28 protein-coding genes are annotated in these 25,294 nt (G+C 50.7%); all 28 read left to right on the plus strand.

The window, feature by feature from the left end; translation table 11 throughout:
* The first annotated feature begins 3 nt into the window (after window positions 1-3).
* Window positions 4-1,701 (plus strand): acetaldehyde dehydrogenase (acetylating), encoded by a 1,698-nt coding sequence (locus BLQ16_RS03680; RefSeq protein WP_091791467.1) that lies wholly within the window; start codon window positions 4-6, stop codon window positions 1,699-1,701.
* 26 nt (window positions 1,702-1,727) lie between these two features.
* Window positions 1,728-2,018: an ethanolamine utilization microcompartment protein EutM gene (gene eutM, locus BLQ16_RS03685; protein WP_091791393.1), complete on the plus strand. Its 291-nt coding sequence runs from the start codon at window positions 1,728-1,730 to the stop codon at window positions 2,016-2,018.
* Between the two features lie 191 nt (window positions 2,019-2,209).
* Entirely contained in the window at window positions 2,210-3,028 is an 819-nt protein-coding gene (locus BLQ16_RS03690) for a tetratricopeptide repeat protein (RefSeq protein WP_091791394.1), read from the plus strand.
* Entirely contained in the window at window positions 3,025-3,966 is a 942-nt protein-coding gene (locus BLQ16_RS03695; protein ID WP_091791395.1) for a DUF4037 domain-containing protein, read from the plus strand. The genes BLQ16_RS03690 and BLQ16_RS03695 overlap by 4 nt, the downstream gene beginning before the upstream one ends.
* Before the next feature lie 9 nt (window positions 3,967-3,975).
* Complete coding sequence (locus BLQ16_RS03700) at window positions 3,976-4,566, plus strand: DUF4125 family protein (protein ID WP_091791396.1); 591 nt, start codon at window positions 3,976-3,978, stop codon at window positions 4,564-4,566.
* A complete protein-coding gene (locus BLQ16_RS03705) occupies window positions 4,559-5,392 on the plus strand; it encodes a MerR family transcriptional regulator (protein ID WP_091791397.1) in 834 nt (277 codons plus the stop codon). The genes BLQ16_RS03700 and BLQ16_RS03705 overlap by 8 nt, the downstream gene beginning before the upstream one ends.
* Before the next feature lie 228 nt (window positions 5,393-5,620).
* The gene (locus BLQ16_RS03710) at window positions 5,621-5,980 is read left to right on the plus strand and encodes an NADH-quinone oxidoreductase subunit A (protein WP_091791398.1); all 360 of its coding nucleotides are present in this window, start codon (window positions 5,621-5,623) and stop codon (window positions 5,978-5,980) included.
* Window positions 5,971-6,531 (plus strand): NADH-quinone oxidoreductase subunit B, encoded by a 561-nt coding sequence (locus BLQ16_RS03715; protein WP_091791399.1) that lies wholly within the window; start codon window positions 5,971-5,973, stop codon window positions 6,529-6,531. Before BLQ16_RS03710 ends, BLQ16_RS03715 begins: the two co-directional genes overlap by 10 nt.
* Window positions 6,532-6,954: an NADH-quinone oxidoreductase subunit C gene (locus BLQ16_RS03720; RefSeq protein ID WP_091791400.1), complete on the plus strand. Its 423-nt coding sequence runs from the start codon at window positions 6,532-6,534 to the stop codon at window positions 6,952-6,954.
* A 15-nt stretch (window positions 6,955-6,969) separates the two neighbouring features.
* Window positions 6,970-8,175, plus strand: a complete 1,206-nt coding sequence (locus BLQ16_RS03725; protein ID WP_242868942.1) for an NADH-quinone oxidoreductase subunit D — start codon at window positions 6,970-6,972, stop codon at window positions 8,173-8,175.
* Between the two features lie 11 nt (window positions 8,176-8,186).
* On the plus strand, window positions 8,187-9,227 hold the full coding sequence (gene nuoH, locus BLQ16_RS03730; protein WP_091791401.1) for an NADH-quinone oxidoreductase subunit NuoH: 1,041 nt from the start codon (window positions 8,187-8,189) through the stop codon (window positions 9,225-9,227).
* Window positions 9,228-9,240: 13 nt separating this feature from the next.
* Window positions 9,241-9,828, plus strand: a complete 588-nt coding sequence (locus tag BLQ16_RS03735) for a NuoI/complex I 23 kDa subunit family protein (protein WP_091791402.1) — start codon at window positions 9,241-9,243, stop codon at window positions 9,826-9,828.
* Window positions 9,828-10,337, plus strand: a complete 510-nt coding sequence (locus tag BLQ16_RS03740; protein ID WP_091791403.1) for an NADH-quinone oxidoreductase subunit J family protein — start codon at window positions 9,828-9,830, stop codon at window positions 10,335-10,337. The genes BLQ16_RS03735 and BLQ16_RS03740 overlap by 1 nt, the downstream gene beginning before the upstream one ends.
* Window positions 10,334-10,642, plus strand: a complete 309-nt coding sequence (gene nuoK, locus BLQ16_RS03745; RefSeq protein ID WP_091791404.1) for an NADH-quinone oxidoreductase subunit NuoK — start codon at window positions 10,334-10,336, stop codon at window positions 10,640-10,642. The genes BLQ16_RS03740 and nuoK overlap by 4 nt, the downstream gene beginning before the upstream one ends.
* Window positions 10,643-10,660: 18 nt before the next feature.
* Window positions 10,661-12,556: an NADH-quinone oxidoreductase subunit L gene (nuoL, locus tag BLQ16_RS03750; RefSeq protein ID WP_091791405.1), complete on the plus strand. Its 1,896-nt coding sequence runs from the start codon at window positions 10,661-10,663 to the stop codon at window positions 12,554-12,556.
* Window positions 12,557-14,086: a complex I subunit 4 family protein gene (locus tag BLQ16_RS03755; protein WP_091791406.1), complete on the plus strand. Its 1,530-nt coding sequence runs from the start codon at window positions 12,557-12,559 to the stop codon at window positions 14,084-14,086.
* Window positions 14,086-15,522 (plus strand): NADH-quinone oxidoreductase subunit N, encoded by a 1,437-nt coding sequence (locus BLQ16_RS03760; protein ID WP_091791407.1) that lies wholly within the window; start codon window positions 14,086-14,088, stop codon window positions 15,520-15,522. Before BLQ16_RS03755 ends, BLQ16_RS03760 begins: the two co-directional genes overlap by 1 nt.
* A 209-nt stretch (window positions 15,523-15,731) precedes the next feature.
* Entirely contained in the window at window positions 15,732-16,922 is a 1,191-nt protein-coding gene (locus tag BLQ16_RS03765; RefSeq protein ID WP_091791408.1) for an ABC transporter ATP-binding protein, read from the plus strand.
* Window positions 16,923-16,925: 3 nt separating this feature from the next.
* Window positions 16,926-17,576, plus strand: a complete 651-nt coding sequence (locus BLQ16_RS03770; protein WP_091791409.1) for an ABC transporter permease — start codon at window positions 16,926-16,928, stop codon at window positions 17,574-17,576.
* Complete coding sequence (locus tag BLQ16_RS03775; RefSeq protein ID WP_091791410.1) at window positions 17,576-18,511, plus strand: osmoprotectant ABC transporter substrate-binding protein; 936 nt, start codon at window positions 17,576-17,578, stop codon at window positions 18,509-18,511. The genes BLQ16_RS03770 and BLQ16_RS03775 overlap by 1 nt, the downstream gene beginning before the upstream one ends.
* Window positions 18,511-19,179, plus strand: a complete 669-nt coding sequence (locus tag BLQ16_RS03780; RefSeq protein WP_091791411.1) for an ABC transporter permease — start codon at window positions 18,511-18,513, stop codon at window positions 19,177-19,179. Before BLQ16_RS03775 ends, BLQ16_RS03780 begins: the two co-directional genes overlap by 1 nt.
* The gene (locus BLQ16_RS03785) at window positions 19,176-19,862 is read left to right on the plus strand and encodes a uracil-DNA glycosylase (RefSeq protein ID WP_091791412.1); all 687 of its coding nucleotides are present in this window, start codon (window positions 19,176-19,178) and stop codon (window positions 19,860-19,862) included. Before BLQ16_RS03780 ends, BLQ16_RS03785 begins: the two co-directional genes overlap by 4 nt.
* Before the next feature lie 149 nt (window positions 19,863-20,011).
* Window positions 20,012-20,821, plus strand: coding sequence for a bifunctional hydroxymethylpyrimidine kinase/phosphomethylpyrimidine kinase (gene thiD, locus BLQ16_RS03790; protein ID WP_091791413.1), 810 nt, complete (start codon window positions 20,012-20,014; stop codon window positions 20,819-20,821).
* Window positions 20,822-21,014: 193 nt separating this feature from the next.
* Window positions 21,015-21,914 carry a phosphate ABC transporter substrate-binding protein gene (locus tag BLQ16_RS03795; protein ID WP_091791469.1) on the plus strand — a complete coding sequence of 300 codons (900 nt, stop codon included), beginning with the start codon at window positions 21,015-21,017 and terminating at the stop codon, window positions 21,912-21,914.
* Window positions 21,915-21,942: 28 nt separating this feature from the next.
* The gene (gene pstC / locus BLQ16_RS03800; protein ID WP_091791414.1) at window positions 21,943-22,836 is read left to right on the plus strand and encodes a phosphate ABC transporter permease subunit PstC; all 894 of its coding nucleotides are present in this window, start codon (window positions 21,943-21,945) and stop codon (window positions 22,834-22,836) included.
* Between the two features lie 9 nt (window positions 22,837-22,845).
* Window positions 22,846-23,724: a phosphate ABC transporter permease PstA gene (gene pstA, locus BLQ16_RS03805; protein WP_091791415.1), complete on the plus strand. Its 879-nt coding sequence runs from the start codon at window positions 22,846-22,848 to the stop codon at window positions 23,722-23,724.
* Window positions 23,725-23,736: 12 nt separating this feature from the next.
* Window positions 23,737-24,624 carry a phosphate ABC transporter ATP-binding protein PstB gene (pstB, locus tag BLQ16_RS03810; RefSeq protein ID WP_423230816.1) on the plus strand — a complete coding sequence of 296 codons (888 nt, stop codon included), beginning with the start codon at window positions 23,737-23,739 and terminating at the stop codon, window positions 24,622-24,624.
* Window positions 24,625-24,634: 10 nt separating this feature from the next.
* A complete protein-coding gene (phoU, locus tag BLQ16_RS03815; protein ID WP_159427975.1) occupies window positions 24,635-25,279 on the plus strand; it encodes a phosphate signaling complex protein PhoU in 645 nt (214 codons plus the stop codon).
* The last annotated feature ends 15 nt before the right edge of the window (window positions 25,280-25,294 follow it).

A 25,294-nucleotide genomic window follows, 5' to 3' on the forward strand; every position in this document is an offset into this window, starting at 1 on the left:
TCGATGGAAATGGATTATGATTTAAGATCGGTACAAGAGGTCCGTAACCTGGCGCGTTACGGAAAAATTGCAGCGGATCAAATTGCCAATTATTCAGAAACGCAGATTGACCAAATCATCCGCAATATGGTTCAGGTAGCCGAAGAGCACCGTGACGAACTGGCTAAAATGGCCGTAGAAGAAACAGGGTTCGGTATTGTCGAGCATAAATGCTATAAAAACCACTTGGCTTCAGGATTGTTGTATGAAGGTATCAAAAATACGAAAACCATTGGTGTTCTAGAAGAGGACCGGGCTAATCGGGTCATTAAAATTGCTGAACCGATGGGGCTGGTGATGGGCATTGTTCCGTCAACCAATCCAACGTCTACGGTTATCTATAAGTCAATTATTGCCATTAAGGCGCGTAATGCCATTGTGTTTTCACCACATCCTTCCGCCTTGAAATGCACCCTGAAAGCTGTAGAGCTGATGAACCAGGCGGCTGTTGCTGCCGGAGCTCCGGAGCATATTGTCGGTTGTATATCTTTGCCGAGCATGCAGGCCACTAATGAGTTGATGCATTCCAAGGAAGTTAAAGTGATCATTGCAACCGGTGGCCCAGGTATGGTTAAAGCGGCTTACAGTGCCGGTAAACCAGCCTTAGGGGTTGGTGCAGGTAACTCACCAGCCTATATTGAACGGACTGCCGATGTACATCATGCGGTTAGCCAAATTATGGCCAGCAAGACCTTTGATAACGGCACCATTTGCGCCAGTGAACAAAGCATCATTTGCGAAACGGGTAATCGTGAACAAGTTGTTGCTGAGTTCACCCGTCAAGGTGCATATTTCATGAATGAAGACGAGACCAAAAAAGTCTGCCAGCTTTTGTTTAAAAATGGTCATTCCATGAATGCCAAGTTTGTCGGTCGCTCTCCGCAGGTGATTGCTCAAGCGGCAGGCATTCAAATTCCTGCCAGTACGCGGGTTCTTATCGGTGAGCAAGGTGGCGTTGGGGATAACTATCCGCTGTCTTATGAAAAATTGACCACCGTGCTAGCCTTTTACACGGTCAATGATTGGAAAGAAGCCTGCGATCTCTCTATTGCTTTATTGCAAAACGGCATTGGTCATACGATGAGCTTGCACACAGAAAATCCTGAAATAGTGCAGAGATTCTCTGTTAAACCGGCATCTCGCATACTTGTCAATACCGGCGGAACTCAAGGCGGTACAGGCATCAGCACCGGTTTAGCACCTGCATTAACCTTAGGTTGCGGTACTTGGGGTGGCAGCTCTGTATCGGAAAATGTTGGGCCAGAGCATTTAATTAATGTTAAAAAAGTGGCTTATGGTATCAAAGATGTAACCACGCTCTTACAAGAAGATAAAATCTATCACAATTATGATCAACCTGGCGCTGGTGCGAATAATGGTACAGCTGCCGGTTTCTATCAAGGTCCTGTCGGTACACAAAGTGCAGCTTTTGCGGCTCCAAAAACAGCAACTCCGACGGTAACACTTGGCGCTAGCGCAGATCCGTCAACTTCCGGCAACCATTTTTACAGCCCGAGTTGTAGTGCTGCTTGTAAGTCGGATACAAAGGCTGTAGAGGATGCCATCCGACGCGGCGCAACTTTAGAAAATGACGGCATTAATTTGAATCAACTGCAAGATATGGTTAATGAATTGGTTAAAGCACTAAATGGTGGCGAATAAGTTAAAGCATTTGAGGAGGAAAAATTATGGCAAAATATGATGCACTTGGAATGATTGAAACCAAAGGGTTAGTCGGCTCTATTGAAGCAGCCGATGCGATGGTCAAAGCGGCAAATGTAACTTTAATCGGCAAAGAGCATGTTGGTGGCGGTCTGGTGACCGTAATGGTTCGCGGTGATGTTGGTGCAGTTAAAGCTGCTACTGATGCAGGCGCAGCTGCTGCACAACGCGTTGGAGAATTGTTATCTGTACATGTTATCCCACGTCCGCACGCAGAAGTTGAAACGATTTTGCCACAACGCGCTAATGTAGAGTAATCTACGTCTGAATCCATAAAAATACCCACCAATATTTTTGGTGGGTATTTTTCGTAATTTGAGAGAGCATAGTGGATATGTTACTAGTGATCTATTCGCCAAGATATTTGCTACATCTGTCATTTTAAAAAGAGATAAGCTATAATGGAGATACTTTATAGAGAAAAGTTGCTTATGGAAAGGGGATTCGTATGACGGGATTTGATCAGGAGGCGTTTTATCGTGGCTTGGACCTGCAGTTTAAAACCGGAAACGCAGCGACGATAGAAAAATATTTATACGAACAGCTGGAATTGGCTAAAGAATCCGGTGACCGGGCCGGAGGCATTGCCGTCAATAACGAGTTGGGCGGTATATTGCGCGCCCAGGGCAAGATTGATGAAGCCCTGCGGATCTACCAGGAAATTTTATCTACCATGATTGATGTTGGCCTGCAGGATACCGTTCACTATGCAACGGCCCTGCTCAATACAGGAGATGTTTATTTGGCCAATGGGCAGTATGAGGCGGCTGAACGGTATTTTGATGAAGCGGCTGGACTCTATACCCGGTTGGGCTTGTCGCAGGCCTATCCGATGGCAGCTGTTTATAACAATAGAAGTGTTGTTGCCCGAGAACGTGGCGATTATAAGACGGCCTGCGGACTTTTAAACCAAGCCTTGACCATTATTCAAAATATACCGGAGGCTGCTGCTGAAGTGGCCACCACCCTGGTCAATATGGGACAGCTTGAGCTGATGCGCGGTGAATTGGACAGTGCAAAAAATTATTTAGAAGATGCCTTGAAGCGCTACAACGCCTTGCCGGGAGAGCGAGATGTTCATCAAGGCCAGGCCTATCAAGCCCTGGCCCAGGTTTATTATCATATGGGGGACTATCCTGCAGCTCTGGCCGAATGTGACCGTGCCCAATCGGCGATTGCCAGGGACTTTGGGACTGAGGGCCAAGCCTACCGTGAATTGGAGGCTTTGCGCAGCCGTCTGTCAGACCTCATTGGCGGTGCCCAATGAAGGGCTTAGCATTGGCGCGAGGCTATTATGAAGATATTGTGCGCCCTATGTTGGAAACGGAATTTGCAGCAGCCCTGCCGGGTATTGCAGCAGGGCTTGTGGGAGAAGGGTCTGAGTGCTTTGGCTATGATGACCTGTACTCACAGGATCATGATTTTGGGCCGGATTGTTGCCTCTGGTTGACAGATGAAGTGGCCGCTCGTTATGGAGAAGCTTTAAGGCAGGCTTACGCAGCCTTGCCATCAACATACAAGGGCTTTAATCGGGAGCATACCAGCAGACAAGCAGCTGGGCGTCGCGGTGTCATGTCTGTTGAGCAATTTTACCGCAATGCCTTAAATGGGATTGCCCAGCCGTCAAGCCTGATGGATTGGTTTAAAATTCCGCAAGAGGCATTGGCTGTTGCGACCAATGGGGAAGTATGGGAAGATGCAGCAGGTCAATTCAGCGCGCGTCGTAATCTATTGCGAGAAGGGTATCCGGAAGAGGTGCGCCGTAAAAAATTAGCAACACGGTTAGCAAAAATGGCACAAAGCGGTCAGTATAATTATCCCCGTGCTTTACGCAGAGAGGACAGTGGCAGCGCTTATTTAGCGGCAGCTGAGTTTATTAACCATGCCTTAGGCGCCCTGTTTTTACTAAATGAGCGGTATATGCCGTTTTATAAATGGCGTTTTCGTGCGGCGGTGGACTTGCCGCTTTTGCAACCGGTCGTGAAGGCAGTTTTGGCAATAACTGCCGGGAAAGATATGGGACCGGAAGGTGAAGCCAAACGTTTACTGATTGAAGAGATTTGTCGTGACATAGGCCGTGCGGCCGCTTTGCGATATCAAGTTCAGATGGCTGACGATTTTCTAATTCCCTTGGCAGAAAGCTTGGCTGATGGGGTGACAGACGCTTCATTACGTCAATTACCCTTGATGTTTGATCTGGCGTAGGAGGCTATCATGACGGCTAAAGAAAAATTGATTGAAAAAATTATAGACCAGGAATGGTGGTTTTTTTCTCAGGTAGAAGGGATTGACGGACGCGCTGTTTGCCAAGATCGACCGAAAACATTTCGTCGTATGCGTCGAGCACAACATGCAATTTTTTCAGAAGCGACATTAAATCTACTTTTAAACGATTATTTGGATTATCAAGATCTGGGACGCAATCCGATTGCTGAAAAATATGCTTGGATGATGCGCCAAACAGACCCGACCTATTTTGCCCAGCACTTGGCACCTCAATTGGTCATGCCGTCTCCGGTTAAAGTGGCAGCTATTCAAGAACTGGCTGATTTTTTTGCGCTGGCTCAACAGGAATTTTCACAAGACCGGTTGGCAAGGCAAGTAGAAGGTCGTGTTGAGCAAAGCGGCTACGGCGAAGTATCCAGTTTAGATTATTTGACAGGAGAATTGGAGACCTGGTCCTTGGGGACGCTTTATTCGGCCTTACAAGATATGCAAAAAATGTCAGCTTCGGGAAGAAACCCTGTCCTTGAGATTGTGCGCAATACCGTAAAAGATTTTAAAGGGGCAAGATCCGATGGATAAGGACAACTACTACTCCATAGGCCAAGTGGCGGAGCTTTGCCAAATTTCAAGAAAGACCTTGCGCTATTATGAAAAAATAGGTTTATTGATACCGGATAAAGTTGCTGATAACGGTTACCGTTATTATGATGAAAGCACGCTTTTAACCTTGCCGGTCATTCGCTATTATAAGCAAATGGGTTTTAAGCTGGATGAGATTAAGGAACTGGTCAATGGTGCCCCTTTCAGTACCTTATCTTATGAATTTACCGGTAAACTTAATGAGCATCGGGCACGTGAATGGGAATTATCGCGGATGAAACATTTTATCAGCGACTGGTTGGAACTAATTGTGGAAGCCCAAATGGTGATTGAGGAACATTTAACCGATGTGACCCTAAAAGTACTCCCACAACGAACCTATTACGCCATGCCCTATGCCTTTCATTATGATTACCGAAAAGCGTTGATCAATATTCCATTTAACAATGGCATTGAAAATTTGAACAATCATATTACAGGCCCGGTGTGCATGTATTTTTCATCGGCTGAGGATAAAGCCGCAGGACGGGCGACGGATTGTTTGGTGGTTCAGGAAGCCTATAAAGAAGTGCCAAAAGTACATTCATTTACCTTCCCGGCAGGTGTCTATGCGAGTATTTATCATATTGGTGATTTTAATCATTTGTCGGAGACTTATTGTAAGCTAAATCAATGGGTAGAAACGCATGATTATGATGCTGAAGCAGATGTTTTTGAACGATATGTCGTGGATTACTGGACAACGGAGCAAGCAGATTTGTACGTGACTGAGTTATTAATTCGTGTTCACAAGCACAGGTCATAAAGGGGGCCCTGTTTTAGTACACAGGGCGTTGTTTGCCGGTTGGGTCATAGCAGAATGTAACAAATGTGTACAGAAAGTAACGAAAACAATCCTTTTGTGAAAATTATCGAACTTTTAAAATAAAGATACTTGATTCATTGTTGTTTTAATTGAGTTTTTTAAAAAATAGTTGCATAATAAATAGTAATTAAAGGCACAAGCGTGTGCTTAAGAATGGAGGAGTAAAAGGTGAACGTAGAATTATGGACCGCCCTCTTATTTCTGGGCTTGGCTGTTTTTTTGTGTGCTGCCGGTATCGGGGTCAGCTTGCTTTTAAGCCCCCACTACTATAAGCCACAGGGACAGTATGAAGCTTTTGAATGCGGCGTCGATACCGAAGGCACCGGCTGGGTGCAGTTTAAGGTCAGCCATTTTCTGTATGCGCTGATTTTCTTACTGTTCGATATTGAAGCCCTGTTTTTCTTTCCCATCGCCCTGATATTTAAAGATATCGGTCTCTTGCCACTTGTGGCAGCGGTGGTATTCTTGCTGGTAATTTGTTTGGGACTTTGGTATGAATGGAAAGAAGGTGCACTGGAATGGAGCTAAAAACCTCTGACGGCTGGTCTGACTCAACACGGGTCGAACCGACGCCGGGTCTTGATCATTTGGATGAAGCAACGCGTGCCGAGCTGGATCGCTCAGTGATTTTAACCACCCTGGATGCGCTGATGGATCAGGGCCGGGCACGCTCATTTTGGCCGGTAACGATGGGGCTGGCCTGCTGTGCAATTGAAATGATGGCTTGCGGCGGGGCGCGCTTTGACTTGGCGCGGTTTGGCTATGAAGTTTTCCGCCCGTCTCCGCGGCATTCAGACTTAATGATTGTGGCGGGAACGGTGACAAAGCGTTTGGCGCCGGTTGTTAAAAGGGTTTATGAACAAATGCCGGAACCGAAATATGTCATTGCGATGGGCAACTGTGCCATTTCCGGTGGTCCTTTCGCCGGCAGTTATGCGGTGGCGGACGGTTGCGACTGGATGATTCCGGTGGATGTGTATTTGCCAGGTTGTCCGCCGCGTCCGGAGGCCCTTTTGGATGCCTGCTTGAAGTTACGGGAGCGCGTGCTGGATGAGAAAGCGGCAAAGGAGGAGAGGTAAGTGACTTTAGATCAGCAGTTTGGAGCACTGACTGCCGTTGAGACACCTGGTGTCAATCCGACTTATCTCTGCTCACGCGACGATTTGGTGGAGACGGTGACCGCCTTAAAGGCAGCGCTGACGCCCTTGTTTTTGGTGGATGTGACGGCTCTGGAACGTGAAGAGGATTTGTGCGGGATTTATCATTTTATGAACTTAAATGATTATATTATTTTTCGCGTGGTTGTCCCGATGGCAAAAGATGACTTGCATTTGCCGACCATAAGCGACATTTACCCGGCAGCCAATGAGATGGAACGGGAAGTTTATGACCTTTTCGGTATTGTCTACGATAATCACCCGAACTTGAAGCGAATCCTTTGTGCCGATGACTTTGAAGGGCACCCTTTGCGCAAAGATTACGTCTCCAATACGCGCGATTAAAGGAGGGATGAGGAGATGAAAGAAAATCTGTCAATGCACGACAGGGCTCAGATGAGCGAAGCGGATATGGAAACGGCCTTACGTGAGCAGCAAGAGGCCTTGCGTGATGTTGCCGAGACCTACCATCCGTCGGAGCCTTTTGTTTTCAACTTAGGCCCTCAACACCCTTCAACCCACGGGGTTTTTCGGGCCCGGATGAAAATGGACGGGGAACATGTCCTTGAGGTGGATAACATCATTGGTTATTTGCACCGGGGGATTGAAAAGATTGCCGAGCAGAAAACCTGGGCACAATTCACACCTTATACGGACAGGATGGACTATTTGGCGCCGATTCTGAATGAATGGGGCTACCTGATGGGCGTGGAGAAGCTCATGAACATTACGGTGCCTGAACGCGGTGAATATGTTCGTGTGATTTTGGGTGAACTGCAGCGCGTGGCCAATCACTTGGTCTATTTGGCTTCTTTTGCCCTGGACCTAAACGGGTATACGGCCTGGATGTACATGTTCCGCGAACGTGAAAAAATCTTAGATATTTTAGAAGCCTATTCGGGCAGCCGGATGAACAACCACGCCTTGCGCATCGGTGGTGCACCAACGCCCTTGCCGGATGGCATGGTGGAAATGATTACCGATTGGCTGGACGGCTATCCCCAGGCCATGAAAGATTTTGCCAATGTGGTCCACGGGAATGAAATTTTCCAAGCACGGACACAAAATGTCGGTATCATAGATGTAGAGACTTGCATGAAATACTCTGTCGGCGGGGCCAACCTGCGTGCCGCCGGTAAACCGGCAGACTTGCGCAAGGACCGCCCCTACAGCATTTACGATCGGTTTGATTTCAAGGTGATCACCGGCAAGCAAGGGGACGCTTTTGACCGCTACATGGTGCGGTATTATGAAATGGAAGAATGCTGTAAGATCATTCGCCAAGCTTTGGAACAAATGCCCAAAGAAGGGCCGACCATGGCCAAGGTGCCAAAAATGATTAAGGTGCCCAAGGGCGAGGTCTACGCTCAGATTGAAGGGGCTAAAGGCTGGCTCGGTTACTATATTGTTTCCGATGGTGGCATGAAACCTTACCGCATCCGTCTGCACGCACCAAGTGTTATGAGCTTGTTTGCCCTTCCGGGCATTGTGGACGGCATGCTCTTGCAGGACTATATTACGTCCTTGGCCAGTATTGACATCGTTTTAGGCGAAGTGGACCGTTAGGAGGTGGCAAAATGCTCAATAATTTATTCATCAATATGGGTGGCGCCATCTCCGAGTGGATTGTAGGACTGGGCGGTTCTCAAATGTTGGGAGACTGGATCGTCCGCATCCTGGCAGCGGTGGTCATTCTGGTATTTTTGCTGTGCAATGTTATCGTATTGGTTTATCTGGAACGTAAATTTTCCGGCTTTTACCAAGAGCGCCTTGGTCCGAACCGTGTGGGCCCGGCCGGTATTTTCCAGCTTTTTATGGATATTTTAAAGCTGGTCAGTAAAAACACCTACACCCCTAAAAATGTAGATAAGCTCCTGTACAACTTGGTGCCCTTGGTGGTCTTTATCCCCACCATGCTGTGCTTTATGGTCCTCCCCTTCGGGGCAGGCATGAGCATGGTAGACAGTGATGTAGGCCTACTCTTTTATTTTGCCGTCAGCGGGTTGACCACCTTTATTTTGTTGACCAGCGGCTGGGCGGCCAATAATAAGTACACCCTTATGGGTGGGATGCGGGCCACGCTGCAAATGATTTCTTATGAAATTCCGCTGATTTTTTCCGTCATCGGTATTGTGATGATTTGCGGCAGCATGAACTTAAATGAAATCGTTCAAAATCAGATTGACCACGGTTGGTTCATTTGGCGTCAACCGCTGGCCTTCATCATTTTCCTGGTGGCCTCAACCGCTGAAATGAACCGAAATCCCTTTGACCTTCCGGAAGGGGAACAGGAACTGGTTGCCGGTTATCAAACCGAGTATTCCGGTATGCGGTTTGCCTTCATGTATTTAGGGGAATACGTTGCCCTCTTGGCCATGTGCTGGCTTTCTGCCGTTCTCTTCCTGGGCGGCTGGCACGGACCGATTTTGCCGGGCTGGATCTGGATCATCATCAAGACCTACGTCTTTGTATTCATCAATATGTGGATCAGATGGACCTATCCGCGTATTCGCATTGACCACTTAATGAAATTAAACTGGAAAGTGCTGATTCCCTTGGCCATTGCCAATATGACCATTACCGGCATCGCGCTTAGACTTGTACAGACATTAGCGTAAGGAGGTGCTTCTTTTGTACGGTACAGGACTCTTAAAAGGACTGGCGGTAACGATACGGCACTTCTTTTTGCCGAAGTTCACGGAGCAATATCCTGAAGAACGACCGAATCTGTCACCAGCCAGCCATGGTTTCTTTGAGTACGATTACGACAAATGCATTGCGTGTCGGCTTTGCGAACGCGCATGCCCGAATAAAGTCATCCATATTGAGACGGAAAAAGACGAAAACAACAAAAATAAAGTCACCGGTTACGATATGGATATATCTTATTGCTTGTTCTGTGGGCTGTGTATTGAAGCATGCCCAACCAAAGCCCTGATGAACGCACAAAATTTTGAAACAACCGTTTATCATCGGAAAAATACCCACTATGATTTTCTGTCGCCCGTTCCGCATGAAATGAATGAAAAATTTGATGCGGTGCAGGCCGCCTATCTTGAGAAGCATCCGCCAAAAGTGTCTGTTGCTAGGCCTAAGGCTGAAAAACCGGCACCTGACCCGAATGCGCCGAAGCCCAAACCAAAACCGGCGCCGAAACCGGCCGATGCAGATGCAGCGGCTGAAAAACCGGCACCGACAGCTGAGAAGGAGGGAGAATAATGACATCAACCATTTCTCCCGCATTATTTTACTTTTTTGCGGTGATTATGATTGCCAGTGCTTTGGGCATGGCGGTATCGCGTAATTTGTTCCGCACGGCGCTCTTGATGCTGGTGACCTTCGCTTCAGTGGCCGGCATATACGCCAGCATGCACGAACGGTTTTTAGCGGTGGCCCAGCTTTTGGTTTACGTTGGCGCCATTACCATCCTGATGATTTTTGGGATCATGCTGACCAAAAGTTACGGCGTTCGCACCCTGACCAACCCCTTTTCGAGAACCGCCATTGGCGGTGGGGTGATTGCCGCCGGGCTTTGCTTTGTGGTGAGCATGTGCATTCGCATTCTGCCGGCTGTACCGGCAGGGCCGATTGCGGTGCCTTCGGTTTACCACATTGGCATCAGTCTTTTCGGGGTACACATTTTGGCGACGGAATTGGCTGCTATTTTGCTTCTGGTAGCGATGATTGGCGCCTTGATGATTACAGAAAAGGAGGATGATGCGAAATGATCGGATTAACACATTACCTTTTCTTAGCGCTTCTGCTTTTCTGCATCGGGCTTTTTATCGCCTTATCCAGACGGAACCCCATCGGTGTTTTGATGGGCATTGAATTAATGCTCAATGCTGTCAATATTAACCTGGTGGCTTTTAACCGGTTTCTAAATCCGGAAGTGGCTGTTGGCTATGTTTTTGTGCTGTTGATTATGGTGGTTGCCGCTGCCGAAGTGGCTGTTGGTTTGGCCATCATTCTGAAGAACTATCGCGAACGCGGTCGTTCAGATCTCAGCGACATCAACTGGTTGAAGTGGTAAGGGAGGAGGAGAAGAATAATGACTGAAGCATCTTGGTTTTGGATTTATCTCGCTTGGCTGCTGCCAATTATTCCCCTTGCCGTTTTTGCCGTAACCGGGCTTTTCACCCAAAAGAGCAAACCGCTCACCATTGGGTTGGTCATTGCCGGTTTTGCAGTTGACGTTGTGATTGCGATTGGCATCGCTTATGAAGTTTACGTGCAAAAAGCGGTTACCATGACATCGCCTATTGAATATGCGCTGACATGGATTCAAATTCCGGGGATTACCATTGATCTCGGTGTTTTAATGGACCCGCTGACAGCGATGATGTTGTTTGTGGTAACGGTGATTTCCTTGCTGGTAGCCATTTATTCCATTGGTTACATGGAAGGGGACCCGGGAACACCGCGTTTTTTCACCTACCTGTCGATTTTTGTGGCCTCCATGCTGATCTTGGTTTTGGCCAACAACTATTTCATGATTTTCATTGGTTGGGAACTGGTGGGGCTGTGCTCCTACTTGCTCATCGGTTTTTACTACCAAACGTTCAGCGCGGCTGCCGCCAGTCAAAAAGCATTTTTGTTTAACCGTATTGCCGACTTCGGCTTTATGGTCGGCTTCTTTATGCTCTATGCCTTCTTTGGCACCTTTAACTTTACTGAGCTGGCTGAAAAAATTCCCGCTGAACAGGGAACGCTTTTCATTACTGTTGCGGCCATCCTGGTCTTCGTCGGGCCCATCGGTAAAAGTGCTCAATTCCCCTTCCACGTGTGGCTGCCGGATGCCATGGAAGGGCCCACGCCGGTTTCTGCATTAATCCATGCGGCAACGATGGTTGCTGCCGGGGTTTACCTGCTGAGCCGTCAGTTTGTACTCTTTTCCGCCTCTACCGCAGCGATGACTGTGGTTATGGCCATCGGTGGCTTTACAGCCATCTTTGCGGCCTCCATGGCCTTGGTTAACAATGACATTAAGCGGGTTCTGGCCTTTTCAACGCTGAGCCAGCTGGGCTATATGGTCATGGCCGTCGGCTTAGGGTCAATGACCGCGGCCATGTTCCACTTGGGCACCCACGCCTTCTTCAAAGCCCTGCTCTTCTTAGGCGCCGGCTGCATTATCCATGTGGTGGGCTCTAATGATATGGCCTTTATGGGCGGCTTGCGTAAGCATATGCCCAAAACGACCTGGACCTTTATGATTGGGACCCTGGCCTTGTGCGGGATTGTCCCCTTTGCCGGCTTCTGGTCAAAAGATGAAATCATCGCTACGGCCTTTACCAACGGCCATTATATATCCTTTGTGGTGGCAGAAGTGGTGGCCTTTATGACCTCCTTCTACATGTTCCGCCTGGTCTTCCGGACCTTCTTCGGCGAAAACAAAACGGATAAGAGCCGGCATTTGCATGAATGCCCGGCAACGATGACCACTCCGCTGATCATCCTGGCGGTATTCGCCATTTTCGGCGGCTTTGTAGGCGCCCCCTTTATTCAAAATGGTTTCGCGTCCTATATTTTTTACGGACAGGCGCATCATCCGGAAGCGAATTGGTTTGTCATCACCGTTTCAACCCTTATGGCTTTCGGCGGGATTTTCCTGGCCTACCTGGTTTATTACAAGAAAACCATTTCCGCTGCAGCTGTTGCCCAGCGTTTCAGCGGCATTTATACCATCCTGTACAATCGGTACTATGTGGACGAATTTTACGGCTGGGTTTTCCATCAGCTCGTACTCGGCTTTTCCAAGTTCTGCAAGTTCTTTGATGAAGTCATCATTGACGGTTTCCTCGACTTCTTGACAGTGGTAACCAAGTGGAGCGGGTCGAAATTGCGTCGCACAGAGACCGGGAATCTACAGACCTATGCTCTGGTCATGTTTGCTGCTGTGATCATCTTGGTCCTGTGGAAAGCTATTCCGATGTTGGGAGGGATATAAATGGGCTTCCCGATTTTATCAGTCATTTGTTTTATGCCGATTTTAACGGCGCTCATTGTGTTCTTTATTCCGGAAAGCAATCTGAGTTTGTTGAAAAAGGTGCCGATTGTTATGATGGGTGCCAATTTGCTGCTCAGCTTATACTGCTTCATCAGCTATGATGTGGCAGCCGGCGGGTTCCAATTCTCGGAAAATATCCCGGTGGTAAAGGATTTGGGCATCAACTACATTATGGCAGTTGACGGTATATCCATGCCCTTGGTGCTGTTGACCAGTTTAATCATCTTCGCCGGGACCTGCATTTCCTTTGACATGGACATGCGGGTCAAGGAATTCTACATTTTCTTGATGATCCTGGTGACCGGGGTTTACGGCGTTTTCTTAACGCAAAACCTCCTCTTCTTCTATATTTTCTTCGAATTTGCCCTGGTGCCCATGTACCCGCTCATCGGGATTTGGGGCTCCAAGCGCAAAGAATACGCCGCTATGAAATTGGTCCTTTACTTGCTGATCGGTTCAGTTTTTGTCTTGATTGGCATCATCAGCATGTACCTGTATGCGGCACAACCGGATGTACTCGGCGCTTACACCTTGGACATGCAAACGCTCTTTAACATTGACTATCCGGTTGACTTGCAAATTTTCGTCTACGGCTTAATGGCCCTTGGGCTTGGCTTCCTGGTTAAAATGTTCCCCTTCCACACCTGGAGCCCCTTGGGGTATGCTGCCGCACCGACGGCTGTTTCCATGCTCCACGCCGGCGTTATCGTTAAGCTGGGGGGTTACGGGCTGATTCGTCTGGCCGTTTCCTGCTTCCCGGATGGGGCCCATTTCTGGGCGCCGGTAATTGCCATTTTGTGTATGGTGAACATTGTTTACGGGGCCTGCATCGCCCTGGTGCAACACGACTTGAAGCTCCTCGTCGGGTATGCCTGCGTGAGCCATATGGGCTACATCCTCTTAGGGGTAGCGACCTTAAACGCCCTGTCCCTGTCCGGGGCTGTCAGCCAAATGGTTGCCCATGGCTTGATGACGAGCTGCTATTTTGCGCTCATTGGCTATATTTACCACCAGGCCGGTACCCGCGACCTGACCCGTTTCCAGGGGCTGGCCAAGCAAATGCCAAGAATGGCCGTTGCCTTCAGCATGGTTTCTCTGGCCTGCTTAGGCTTACCGGGTATGTTCAACTTTGTGGCTGAATTCCTGATTTTCATGGGTTCCTTTACCTCTGAAAAAGTTATTTTCGGCTTCATCAGCTACAAGGTCTTGTCCATCATTGCCATCAGCGGGATCGTCATTACGGCCACCTACTGCTTGCGCGCTGTGCGCCGGATGTTCATGGGCCCGCGCGATCCGCAATGGGATTATCTGCGTGATATTCACGGCATTTACCTGGTTGCACCAATCGTTCTCTTGGGCGGGCTCCTGGCCTTTGGTCTTTGGCCTTACCACATTACGGATATGGTTCAATCCGGTGTCGCACCGATGTTGGTTAAATTATCACAATCCACGATGGGAGGGATTTTCTAATGGGATTCTTTGCTAATATTTTCCCGGAACTTTCCGTCGTCGTTTTGGCCATCCTGCTGATCATCCTTAAGCTGGTCACCGGGTGCCGGCAGGGCAAGGTTTACGGTTACCTCTCCATTGCTTGGTTGGCGGCCACTATTGTCATCATGCTCCTTAACCCGCCGGAAGGCGTGTTGACATGGGGCAGAATGCTCTACATTGATACCTACGCAACGTATTTTCGCGTGATTATCTTGATTTCAGCCATTTTGGTTCAGCTGGCCTCCATCAGTTATGTGGACAAATTGGGCTATCGTAAAGCTGAATTCTTTGCCCTTTTGAACTTCTGCCTGCTGGGGATGATGGTCTTTGCCGCCGCCGGCGACCTCATCACCATGTACCTGGGCTTAGAAGTGATGACCATGAGCTTTATCGTCTTGATTGCCTTTGTGCATTACGATAACTTGGCCACAGAAGGCGGCATGAAGTATTTGATCTTATCGGCCATGTCTTCTGCCGTCATGCTCTTTGGTATGAGCGTGGTATACGGCTATTTCGGAACGACTATTTTTGCCGATATGGTCGCCGGTCAAGGGATCAGCGCTCAATCGCCCTTCCTCATGATGGGGATTTTGATGATTGTCTCCGGCTTTGCCTTTAAGATCAGCGCCGTGCCCTTCCATATGTGGGCACCGGATATTTATCAGGCAGCACCGACGCCGGTAGCCGGCTTTTTGGCCGTCGGTTCTAAGGCAGCGGCCTTGGCCCTTTTAGCCCGGGTTCTGATCATCCTCTTCCCGGATTACCAGGAAATGTGGGCACCGGTTCTCGTGGCCCTGGCCCTCTTGTCGGTTATCTTCGGTAACTTGGTTGCCATTGTTCAGAAGGACGTCAAGCGGATGCTGGCATATTCTTCCATTGCGCAAGTCGGTTACTTGCTCTTGGGGATTTTAGCCGCCAGCCATTTCGGCGCCATGGCCATGATGTACTACATCACCGCCTATGTGTTTGCCAATACCGGCGCCTTCATTGTGGTGAGTGCCTGGGAAGAAAAACTGGACAGCACCTGGCGGGACGATTACATTGGCATGAGCAGTCGCGCCCCGTTTTTGGCCGCAGCGATGTTTGTTTTCTTGGTCTCCTTAGGCGGGCTCCCGCCCATGGGTGGTTTTATCGGGAAATTCCTGCTGTTCACTGCGACCATTCAGGCAGAATACCTCTTGGTTGCCTTGATTGCCTTGCTGATGAGTATGATCAGCGTCTACTACTACTTCCTGGTGGTAAAGGCCATGTATGTAACCAAACCGGCGGAAGACGCCGACTTGAAACACGTTTCCATGAGCAAGGGCATTCTCGTTGCTTTGGTCGTGTGCGTGGTTATGAGCCTGGTCTTAGGGCTTGTCTTCGGGCCGGCCGTTGATCTGTCGATGACAGACGCCAGCTCACTGTTTATGTAAAATAAAGACGGCGGTATCCGCCGCAGGATAAAAGCCGATTCCTTTTGGAATCGGCTTTTTTATATTTAAAAGCAGAGGATAATTAACTAAAAAGTGTTAAAATCGTATTTTTTATTGGCAGACGGGTCATTTTATGTTATTATGAATATGCCTTAAAAAAATAAAAGAGATAAGAACTATTAAACTCCACAGGAGAAAGGAGCCGGCTGATGATAGAATTCAAAAATGTTGAAAAAATTTATCCCGGCAATACCGTTGCGGTAAAAGATGTTAACCTTGTTTTGGAAGACGGATCTTTTAACGTTTTTATCGGTACGAGCGGCAGTGGTAAAACCACTTGCCTGCGCATGATTAACCGGATGATTGACCCTACCGGCGGTCAAGTCTTGATTGACGGCAAGGCGACCACAGATATCAACGAAGTGGCGCTGCGGCGGCAGATTGGTTATGTGATTCAGCAAATAGGTCTCATGCCCCATATGACGATTTACGAAAACATCGTTATGGTGCCGAAGTTGTTAAAATGGCCGGAAGAAAAAATGCGTGAAGTGGCGCTGAAATTAATGAAACGGGTGAATCTGCCGGAAAGTTATTTGGATTTGTACCCCAATGAGCTTTCCGGCGGCCAGCAACAGCGTGTCGGTGTGATTCGCGCCCTGGCTGCGGACCAGGAGATCATCCTGATGGACGAACCCTTTGGCGCTCTGGATCCCATTACGCGGGATTCGCTGCAAAACCTGGTCAAACGCCTGCAGCAGGAAATGGGCAAGACGGTTGTTTTTGTTACCCACGATATGGACGAAGCCTTGACCCTGGCGGATCAAATTGTCATCATGGACCACGGCAAGGTGGTGCAAAAGGGGAGCCCCAACGATATTCTTGCCCATCCGGCCAATGAATTTGTTACTGACCTCATCGGCGAAGACCGGTTGCGGCAGGCGCAGTTTAACATTTCTACCGTGAAAGAGATCATGTACACCAAGCCCATCACCATCGGCCCTGATGCGAGCCTTAGAGAGGCTGTTTTGCTGATGCGTGAAAAACGAGTGGACTCCCTCTTTGTGACGGATTCGGATGGCGTTTTGATTGGCTATTTGGATATTTTTGAAGTCGAGCACATCCGTCAATTAAAGGGCACAGTCCGGGATCATATGAAAGACTGCTACTATCTGCCGGAAGATGAAGTGGTCCGCGAAGCCATTTACGTCATCAACACGCTGGGCTTTAAGAACTTGGCTGTGGTTGACGACCAAAATCGGCTGACGGGCATTATTACCCGTGCCATTGTGGTGGATTTAATTTACGACAGCATGTGGGGAGACGATGACGACTGCTGCATCGGTAAAGATATCGTGCAGATGACGTCCACCGATGAGACGACCGATACAAGGGAGGCCTAGCCCATGTGGACTTTTCTAGTCGATAATGCCGGCCTGCTCCTGCAAAAAACGGGGGAACATTTTCTCATCTCGGCGATTGCCCTGGGCCTTGGGGCCGCGGTGGCCATTCCCTTGGGCATGTTTTTGACCCAGTTTCGCCGCTTTTCCGGACCGATCATCGGCTTTGCCTCTATTTTGCAGACCATCCCGTCTCTGGCCCTCTTGGCGCTGATGATTCCCCTTTTCGGGGTGGGGCGGGTGCCGGCGATTGTGGCCCTGTTCATTTACTCTTTATTGCCCATTTTGCGCAATACCTTTCTAGGGCTCAACAGTGTGTCGCCGAATATTGTTGATGCGGCGCGGGGCATGGGGTTGACCCGTCACCAGCGGATGGTCCGCGTCCGCTTGCCTTTGGCGGCACCGGTCATTATGTCCGGCGTTCGCTTGTCGGGCATTTATGTGATTGCCTGGGCGGCCCTGGCCTCTTATATCGGGGCCGGCGGCCTGGGGGATTTCATCTTTACCGGGCTGAATGTGTACAATAAAAATATGATTATTTTAGGCACCATCCCGGTGACCCTTTTGGCGCTTTTGGCAGATGTCCTGCTGGGCCTTCTGGAAAAAGCAGTGACCCCGCGGACCAGGAGTCGGGTAGAAAAGGAGGCGGCGTCTTGATGACTTTAAAAAAATGGATTGCCGGCCTTTTGGCCCTGACTTTTTTGCTAACCGCCGGCTGTGCCCTGCCCGGTCTGGGGACTTCAACCCGGTCCGGCATTGTCGTGGCCAGCGGCAGTTATGCGGAGCGGCAGATTATGAGTGAGATGACCGCTGAAATGATCCGTCATTATATGCCGGATGTGAACGTTTCCGTCATCAACAACCTGGGCTCTGCCACCTTGGTCAACCAATCCCTGGTACGGGGTGACGCCAATGTGGCCGGTTGCATGTACACCGGGACTTCCTTGACCGGCGAATTGAACATGCCGCCCATTACTGACCCGAAAAAAGCCTTTAAAGCCGTCGTGGACGGATACGACCAAAAGTTTGACTGCAAGTGGTACGATTCTTTCGGCTTTGCCAATACCTATGCCTTTATGGTGGCCCGGGACCTGGCGGAACGGGAACACCTGACCAAGGTCAGCGATTTGGAACGCCTGAAAGATACCCTCAAGGTAGGGGTAGACACCCACTGGCTGCGGCGTGAAGGCGACGGGTATGAAGCCTTTCAAAAAATTTACGGCTTTTCTTTTAAAAACATGCACTCCATGGAACTGGGCCTCGTGTATGGGGCGGTTAATGCCGGTGAAGTGGACTGTGTCCTCGGTTATTCCACAGACGGGCGGATTAACGCCTTTGACCTGGTTCTCTTGGAAGACGACCGCCATCTGTTCCCACCCTACGATGCCAGCCCGGTGGCCACCCATGCGGTCTTGCAAAAATACCCGGAATTGGACGGCGTCCTGCGACGGATGAACGGGATTATTACTTCGGAAACCATGCAAAAATTAAATCGGCGGTCTGACGAAGACCATGTGGAACCCTACACCGTTGCTAAAGATTTTTTAAAGGAAAACAATTACTTTGAGAATAAGGGGAAGGAGGCTGCTTAATGGGCATGTTGCAAGATTTGCTGACCTATTATAACGACAACAGCGGCTACCTTTGGCTGCAGTTTCTGCGCCATTTCCTGATTTCCCTATACGGGGTCTTGTTTGCCGCCCTGATCTCCATCCCGGCAGGCTTCGCCATTGCCAGACGGACCAAAATGGCCAATTGGCTGATCGGCCTTGCCAATGTGATCCAGACCATTCCTTCCCTGGCCATGCTCTCCATCCTGATGCTGGGCTTTGGCCTGGGGACGACGACGGTTGTCCTGACCGTCTTTCTCTACTCCATCTTGCCCATCTTGAAAAACACCTACACCGGTGTGCGCAATATTGATGCCGGCCTGATTGACACCGCCAAAGGCATGGGCATGAACCCCTGGCAAGTGCGGTTGAAGGTGGAATTGCCCCTGTCCCTGTCTGTAATTATGGGCGGTGTGCGCAATGCCCTGGTCCTGGCCATCGGCATTACGGCCATCGGTACCTTTATCGGCGCCGGCGGCTTGGGGGATATCATCAGCCGAGGCATTAATGTGGCCGATGGCGGCGCCATTATTTTAGCAGGGGCTGTGCCCTGTGCGGTCATGGCCATTCTTGCCGACTTGGGCTTGGGCCTTTTGGAACGCCGCCTGGATCCCCTGGCGCGGAACCGCGGGTCGGTGAAAGGCTTATGAAGGCATTTTTGCACAACGATTGGCAGGGCGTACTGGCAGGGGAGTTTGACCAGCCCTATTACCAGGCCCTGCGGGAATTTTTAAAAAAGGCCTACCGGCAGGAACGGGTTTTTCCGCCGATGGATGCCATTTACACCGCCTTGCATGAAACCCCTTATGAAGCCGTGCGCGTGGTTATCTTGGGCCAGGACCCCTATCATGGCGCCGGTCAAGCCCATGGCCTGGCCTTTTCCGTCCAGCCCGGCGTCCGGGTGCCGCCCTCCTTGCGCAATATCTTCATAGAGCTGCACAGTGATTTGGGCTGCCCTGCGCCCACCGATGGCTATCTCCTGGGTTGGGCCCAGCAGGGGGTGCTCCTGCTCAACACCACCTTGACCGTGGCGGACGGCCGGCCGAAAAGCCACGCCGGTCACGGTTGGGAGCAGCTGACAGATGCCATCATCCGGGCCCTGGCTGAGCGCCAGACCCCCATGGTGTTCATCCTCTGGGGGTCTCACGCCCAAAGCAAGATCCCCTTGATCGGCCACCAGCACCACATCATCAAAAGCCCTCATCCGAGCCCCTTGTCCGCCCATCGCGGTTTCTTCGGCTCCCGGCCCTTTTCCCGGGCCAATGCCTACCTGGAGGCCGACGGGCTGAAGCCCATTGCCTGGTGCGCCACCCACCCGGAAGACCTGGCATAGGACCGACCCTTATCAGCACGTTGCTGCGGCAGCGTGCTTTTTTTGCGCCCGGAACAACTTGCGCTTTCACCGGCTAGCGGGTATGATGACAGTATTGGCAGAGAAGCCTCCGGGCTTTTAAAGAAAACAGATGCAGTAAAGGAGCAATTATGAAAACTTGTCTAACCATTGCCGGCTCAGATGCCTCCGGCGGCGCCGGCATTCAAGCCGATTTAAAGACCTTTGCCGCTCATGGCATTTACGGCATGAGCGTTATTGTTGCGGTCGTGGCGGAAAACACCTGTGAAGTCCGCTCGGTCATGGATGTTTCACCGCAGGTCATCCGGGACCAGATCGATTGCGTTATGACCGATATTCCACCGGATGCCGTTAAAATCGGCATGCTGTCCTCCCAGGCCTCCATGCAGGCCGTAGCCGACGGCCTGGCTGCCCATCGGCCGAAAAACGTCGTCATTGACCCGGTCATGCTGGCCAAAGACGGCAGTGAACTCATGGCCCCGGAAGCCCTGACCCTGTTTAAAACCGGTATCCTGCCCCATGCCACCGTCTTTACCCCCAATATTCCTGAAGCGGAAGTCCTCACCGGGATGACCATCCGGACAGAAGAGGACATGCGGAAGGCCGCTAAAATTTTATTGGACATGGGCGCTCAAACCGTCTTGGTCAAGGGCGGCCACCTGGAGGGAGAGGCCATCGACATTTTAGATGACGGCCAAAGCGTGCACCGGTTTGAAAGCGCCCGGATTCAAACCAAAAACACCCACGGCACCGGCTGCACCCTGTCCAGCGCCATTGCCGCCAACCTGGCCAACGGTCACAGCCCGGCCGAGGCTGTCCAAGGCGCCAAAGCCTATATCACCGATGCCATTGCCCACAGCTTGGCCCTCGGCAAGGGCAACGGTCCAACCCATCACTTTTACCGTCTTTACAATGAAGGCTTGGCCTGGATTGAAGACTAGTTTTGTAAAGGAAAGACTTTACATGGCAGACTGATGATGTGTCAAGAGCACATCATCAGTCTTTTTTTATAGCAAGAAATCCCCTTTTAAAGGCAAAAACCGGATTTTACTAAATATTTACAGAAGGCGGCTGATGGACTTTACAATTGAAGATTATGATAAAAGTACAAATTCCAAGGAGGGAAAAATACCAATGAAAAAAATGAAACTCATTGCCATGACGCTTGTTGCTGCACTCTCAATTGGCCTGCTTGCCGGTTGCGGCGGAGGCGGGAATAATGAAAGCTCCGGGTCAGAGGCAGCTGAAGGCGCTGCTTCCGGCGGTTCCCAAAGCATTACCGCAAGTGGGTCCACGGCCATCCTGCCCCTGGCCAAAGCAGCTGCTGACGAATTTAAAAAAGACAATGCGGATGTCTCCATTACGATCAACGGCGGCGGCTCCGGCAGCGGCTTAAAACAAGTGGCTGAAGGAACGGTTGACATCGGAAACTCTGACGTTGAAGCCTCTGCCAAGTTGGACGAAAGCATGGCCAAAGACCTGGTCGACCATAAGGTTTGCGTCATCACCATGGTGCCCGTCATCAACAAAGACCTGGCAAAAGATGTCCCTGATGTTACTAAGGAACAGTTAAAGGGCATTTTCACCGGTAAAATCAAAAACTGGAAAGAAGTCGGCGGCCCGGATGAAGAAATCGTCTTGATCGTTCGCCCGAAAACCTCCGGGACCCGGGCCCTCTTTGAAGAATACGCCCTGGACGGCGAATCCGGCATTGACGGCGCCTTGGAAACCGACGACAGCGGTTCCCTGCTGCAAAATATTTCCGACCAAAAAGGGGCCATCGGTTATGTGGCTTACTCTTACCTGGTCAACAACGACGCTGTTGCCGCCCTGGGCATTGACGGTGTCAAACCGAGCCTGGAAGCGACTTATAATGGCGAATGGCCGATCTGGGGCTATGAACACATGTACACCAAGGGTGCCCCCAGCGGCGTCATCAAAGACTACCTCGACTTTATCATGGGCGAAGCCTTTGGTAAAACCTTGGAAGAAAAAGGTTACAACATCACATCTAAAATGAAGGAAGAACGGTAGGGTTTATACCCGGAAATAGGGGGACGCAATGCGCGATTTTAAAGAACTCTTGGGCCGTAATGCGGTACGGATTTGCGGCTTTTCAATCATCGCTTTGACCATTGCCATTGCGCTGTTCCTGACTGTTCGCGGCAGTGAAAGCTTTACGGTGTACGGGCACAGCCTGAGTGAATTTCTCTTCTCATCAGAATGGCGCCCGGAAGACAATTTCACCGGCGGCGGGAAAATTGGCTCGGCGGTTTACATTGTCGGCTCACTGCTAACCTGTGCTTTAGCTCTGTTGCTGGCTGTGCCACCGTCTTTGGCGGTGGCCATTTTTATGGCGGAACTTCAGCCGGAAGTCGGCAACAGGTACATAAAACCGGCAGTTGAATTATTTGTGGGCATTCCTTCGGTCGTTTACGGGTGGGTTGGCTTAACGGTCCTGGTACCTGCCATTGCAAAGCTCTTTGATCGGCCCCACGGATTGTCGGTTTTAGCGGCAGGGTTGGTGCTGGGACTTATGATCTTCCCGACCATCACGACCTTGATGAACGACGCCTTAAAGGCGGTCCCGAAAAGCTATCGCTCAGCGGCCTATGCCCTGGGGTCCACCCGGTGGCAGGTCATTTGGCGGGTGGTCATCCCGGCTGCTCGGTCAGGCTTGTATACAGCGCTTATTATGGGATTGGCACGTGCTTTCGGTGAAGCCCTGGCGGTGGCCATGGTCATCGGTAAAAGCCGTGTTTTCCCGGACTCAATTTTGGCACCCACAATCAACTTAACCGCCGCCATTGCCACCGATATGGGCGGCGCCACAGAAGGCGGCGAATACAATATGGCCCTGTGGAGCATGGCGCTCCTGCTCTTTATCGTGGCCCTCATTTGCATTGCTGTCGTACATTTATTCCAGATGCTTGAAAAGCGTCGTCATGAAAAATAAGGAGGGCGCATGAGTACACCCATCAGTAAAAAAGCCCATCGGGCAAATAATGCGGCCACCGGTATTATTTACGGATTGACCGGCGCAACCTTGCTGCTACTGGCGGCCATCTTCCTCTACGTCTTTTACAAGGCCTTTCACGGTTTTGAATGGAAGCTTCTGTCCTTTACGCCGGAGGGCATCGGCAACCAATTTTTCAATACGATATACATGGTCTTCCTGGCGCTCCTCTTTAGCGTGCCGCTGGGCGTCGGCGCCGGCATTTACATGGCCGAATACGCCGGTGTGAACAAGCTGACCAAGGCCATTCGCATTGCCATTGAGACCCTGTCGTCCTTGCCGTCCATCGTGGTCGGCCTCTTCGGCTACCTGGTCTTTATCCTCTACGTTGGCGCCTCCTGGAATATGATCTCCGGGGCCCTGGCCTTAGCCATCATCAACCTGCCCCTTTTAACGACGGTTACGGAAGATGCCTTTCGGGCCCTGCCGGACCACTACCGGTCCGGGAGCCTGGCTCTGGGGGCAACCCGCTGGCAAACCATTACCCGGGTGCTCCTGCCCACAGCCGCATCGCGGATGATTACCGGCGTGGTTCTGGCGGCCGGTCGCTGCTTCGGTGAAGCGGCAGCGCTCTTGTACACGGCCGGGATGAGCACCGATTTAAACTGGTCCAACTGGGACCTGTCCAGCCCGACCTGTCCCTTAAATCCAATCCGCCCGTCAGAAACCTTGGCGCTTAAAATTTGGTCCTCCCGGACCGAATCCTTGGCCACCAATGCGGCCTCTCTGGCCGATGTATCCTCAGCAGCCCTGCTCTTGCTGGTGCTGATTTTCGGCTTTTTGGCAAGGTACCTTGCCCATCGGCTGGATCGTTTGAAAGACATATAAAGGAGCGCAGCTATGACTGAAGAAAAAAAGACAGCCGGTGCCGGCTTACCGGATAAGGCCTCTGTTCAAGAGGCCCAGCTGAAAGCCATGCAGGGCAAGGGTGGAGCAGCAACCAACGGTTTTCACACCGGCTATGACCCGGACCTGAAGGGTAAAATAGAAGCCCACGACCTTGGCCTGCACTACGGGGACTTTGAAGCCCTCAAGCAGATCAACCTGGCCTTCCCGGAAAAACAGATAACCGCCCTGATCGGCCCGTCCGGCTGCGGTAAATCATCCCTGCTCAAGTGCTTAAACCGGATGAACGACCTGGTACCCGGGGCTAAAGTGACCGGCAGTCTGACCATCGACGGTCTGGACATGTATGACCCGAAAGTAGACCTGACCTCTTTGCGCAAACGAATCGGCATGGTCTTCCAGCAGCCGAACCCCTTTCCCATGAGCCTTTACGACAACGTTGCTTACGGGCCCCGGCTGCACGGCACCACCAACAAACGGGAACTGGATGAAATTGTCGAGCGGTCCCTGCGTGGCGCGGCCCTTTGGGACGAGGTCAAAGACCGGCTGAAAAGGTCTGCCCTGGGGATCTCCGGCGGACAGGCCCAACGGCTGTGCATTGCCCGGGCCTTGGCCGTTGAGCCGGAAGTGCTCTTGATGGACGAGCCGACCAGCGCTTTAGACCCGCTGTCCACCGCCTCCATCGAACAACTTGTCACCGAATTGAAAAAGGATTACACTATTATCATCGTAACCCATAATATGAACCAAGCCGTTCGCATATCGGATCGCACGGTATTTTTCCTCCTCGGTGAAGTTGTGGAAGAAAACCTCACAGACGAGCTTTTCTCCAACCCGAAAGATGAACGCACAGAAGACTATATTACCGGGCGATTCGGTTAAGGAGGTCCCCATGAGAGAACGGTTAGATAATGAAATCATGGCGTTAAACAGCGAACTGGTCCGGATGGTCAGCTACGCTGAAGACGCCGTTAACATGGCCACAAAAGCCCTCAACGAACACACCCCTGACGTCGTCGAGCGGGCTGTTGAGGCCAATGCAGAAGTAGAACGCCTGAACCAAACCATTGAGCGGCGCTGCCTCAACATCCTGCTTAAAGAGCAGCCCGTTGCCGGTGACCTGCGCCTGGTTTCCAGCACCTTGAAAATGATCACGGACGTTAACCGCATCAGTGACCAGGCGGCCAATATTGCTGAAATAACCCTCCGCCATCCGGATATTTGCGGGTCTACAGACAGCATCCCCCTGCGGCAAATGGGCGAAGCCGGCGAACGGATGTTGAGCGATGTCATCAATGCCTTTGTGGGCAAGGACCTGGACTTGGCCAAGACCGTTGTGGATACAGATGAAGTGATAGACCGCCTCTACCGTGATTTGCAGCAAAGCCTGGTCGCCAAGATCAAGAATGATGCCGATGACGTTGAATTGGCCATTCAAGTAATCCTGATTGCCAAATATTTTGAGCGCATTGGGGACCATACGGTTAATATGGCCCATTGGGTTTACTACACCATGACCGGCGAGTTGAAGCGCTAGAAAGCGAGCAAGACC

The sequence above is a fragment of the Peptococcus niger genome (assembly GCF_900101835.1).
Lineage (GTDB): Bacteria > Bacillota > Peptococcia > Peptococcales > Peptococcaceae > Peptococcus > Peptococcus niger.

Excerpts from the sequence above, each read along its gene's own strand:
- BLQ16_RS03740 (WP_091791403.1), top strand. The coding sequence starts at position 9,828 with ATGACATCAACCATTTCTCCCGCATTATTTTACTTTTTTGCGGTGATT.
- nuoK (WP_091791404.1), top strand. The coding sequence starts at position 10,334 with ATGATCGGATTAACACATTACCTTTTCTTAGCGCTTCTGCTTTTCTGC.
- pstA (WP_091791415.1), top strand. The coding sequence starts at position 22,846 with ATGAGTACACCCATCAGTAAAAAAGCCCATCGGGCAAATAATGCGGCC.
- BLQ16_RS03695 (WP_091791395.1), top strand. The coding sequence starts at position 3,025 with ATGAAGGGCTTAGCATTGGCGCGAGGCTATTATGAAGATATTGTGCGC.
- BLQ16_RS03725 (WP_242868942.1), top strand. The coding sequence starts at position 6,970 with ATGAAAGAAAATCTGTCAATGCACGACAGGGCTCAGATGAGCGAAGCG.
- BLQ16_RS03700 (WP_091791396.1), top strand. The coding sequence starts at position 3,976 with ATGACGGCTAAAGAAAAATTGATTGAAAAAATTATAGACCAGGAATGG.
- BLQ16_RS03770 (WP_091791409.1), top strand. The coding sequence starts at position 16,926 with ATGTGGACTTTTCTAGTCGATAATGCCGGCCTGCTCCTGCAAAAAACG.
- BLQ16_RS03760 (WP_091791407.1), top strand. The coding sequence starts at position 14,086 with ATGGGATTCTTTGCTAATATTTTCCCGGAACTTTCCGTCGTCGTTTTG.
- BLQ16_RS03795 (WP_091791469.1), top strand. The coding sequence starts at position 21,015 with ATGAAAAAAATGAAACTCATTGCCATGACGCTTGTTGCTGCACTCTCA.
- nuoL (WP_091791405.1), top strand. The coding sequence starts at position 10,661 with ATGACTGAAGCATCTTGGTTTTGGATTTATCTCGCTTGGCTGCTGCCA.
- BLQ16_RS03765 (WP_091791408.1), top strand. The coding sequence starts at position 15,732 with ATGATAGAATTCAAAAATGTTGAAAAAATTTATCCCGGCAATACCGTT.
- phoU (WP_159427975.1), top strand. The coding sequence starts at position 24,635 with ATGAGAGAACGGTTAGATAATGAAATCATGGCGTTAAACAGCGAACTG.
- eutM (WP_091791393.1), top strand. The coding sequence starts at position 1,728 with ATGGCAAAATATGATGCACTTGGAATGATTGAAACCAAAGGGTTAGTC.
- BLQ16_RS03690 (WP_091791394.1), top strand. The coding sequence starts at position 2,210 with ATGACGGGATTTGATCAGGAGGCGTTTTATCGTGGCTTGGACCTGCAG.
- BLQ16_RS03755 (WP_091791406.1), top strand. The coding sequence starts at position 12,557 with ATGGGCTTCCCGATTTTATCAGTCATTTGTTTTATGCCGATTTTAACG.
- BLQ16_RS03775 (WP_091791410.1), top strand. The coding sequence starts at position 17,576 with ATGACTTTAAAAAAATGGATTGCCGGCCTTTTGGCCCTGACTTTTTTG.
- thiD (WP_091791413.1), top strand. The coding sequence starts at position 20,012 with ATGAAAACTTGTCTAACCATTGCCGGCTCAGATGCCTCCGGCGGCGCC.
- BLQ16_RS03680 (WP_091791467.1), top strand. The coding sequence starts at position 4 with ATGGAAATGGATTATGATTTAAGATCGGTACAAGAGGTCCGTAACCTG.
- pstC (WP_091791414.1), top strand. The coding sequence starts at position 21,943 with ATGCGCGATTTTAAAGAACTCTTGGGCCGTAATGCGGTACGGATTTGC.
- BLQ16_RS03785 (WP_091791412.1), top strand. The coding sequence starts at position 19,176 with ATGAAGGCATTTTTGCACAACGATTGGCAGGGCGTACTGGCAGGGGAG.
- pstB (WP_423230816.1), top strand. The coding sequence starts at position 23,737 with ATGACTGAAGAAAAAAAGACAGCCGGTGCCGGCTTACCGGATAAGGCC.
- BLQ16_RS03705 (WP_091791397.1), top strand. The coding sequence starts at position 4,559 with ATGGATAAGGACAACTACTACTCCATAGGCCAAGTGGCGGAGCTTTGC.
- BLQ16_RS03715 (WP_091791399.1), top strand. The coding sequence starts at position 5,971 with ATGGAGCTAAAAACCTCTGACGGCTGGTCTGACTCAACACGGGTCGAA.
- BLQ16_RS03780 (WP_091791411.1), top strand. The coding sequence starts at position 18,511 with ATGGGCATGTTGCAAGATTTGCTGACCTATTATAACGACAACAGCGGC.
- nuoH (WP_091791401.1), top strand. The coding sequence starts at position 8,187 with ATGCTCAATAATTTATTCATCAATATGGGTGGCGCCATCTCCGAGTGG.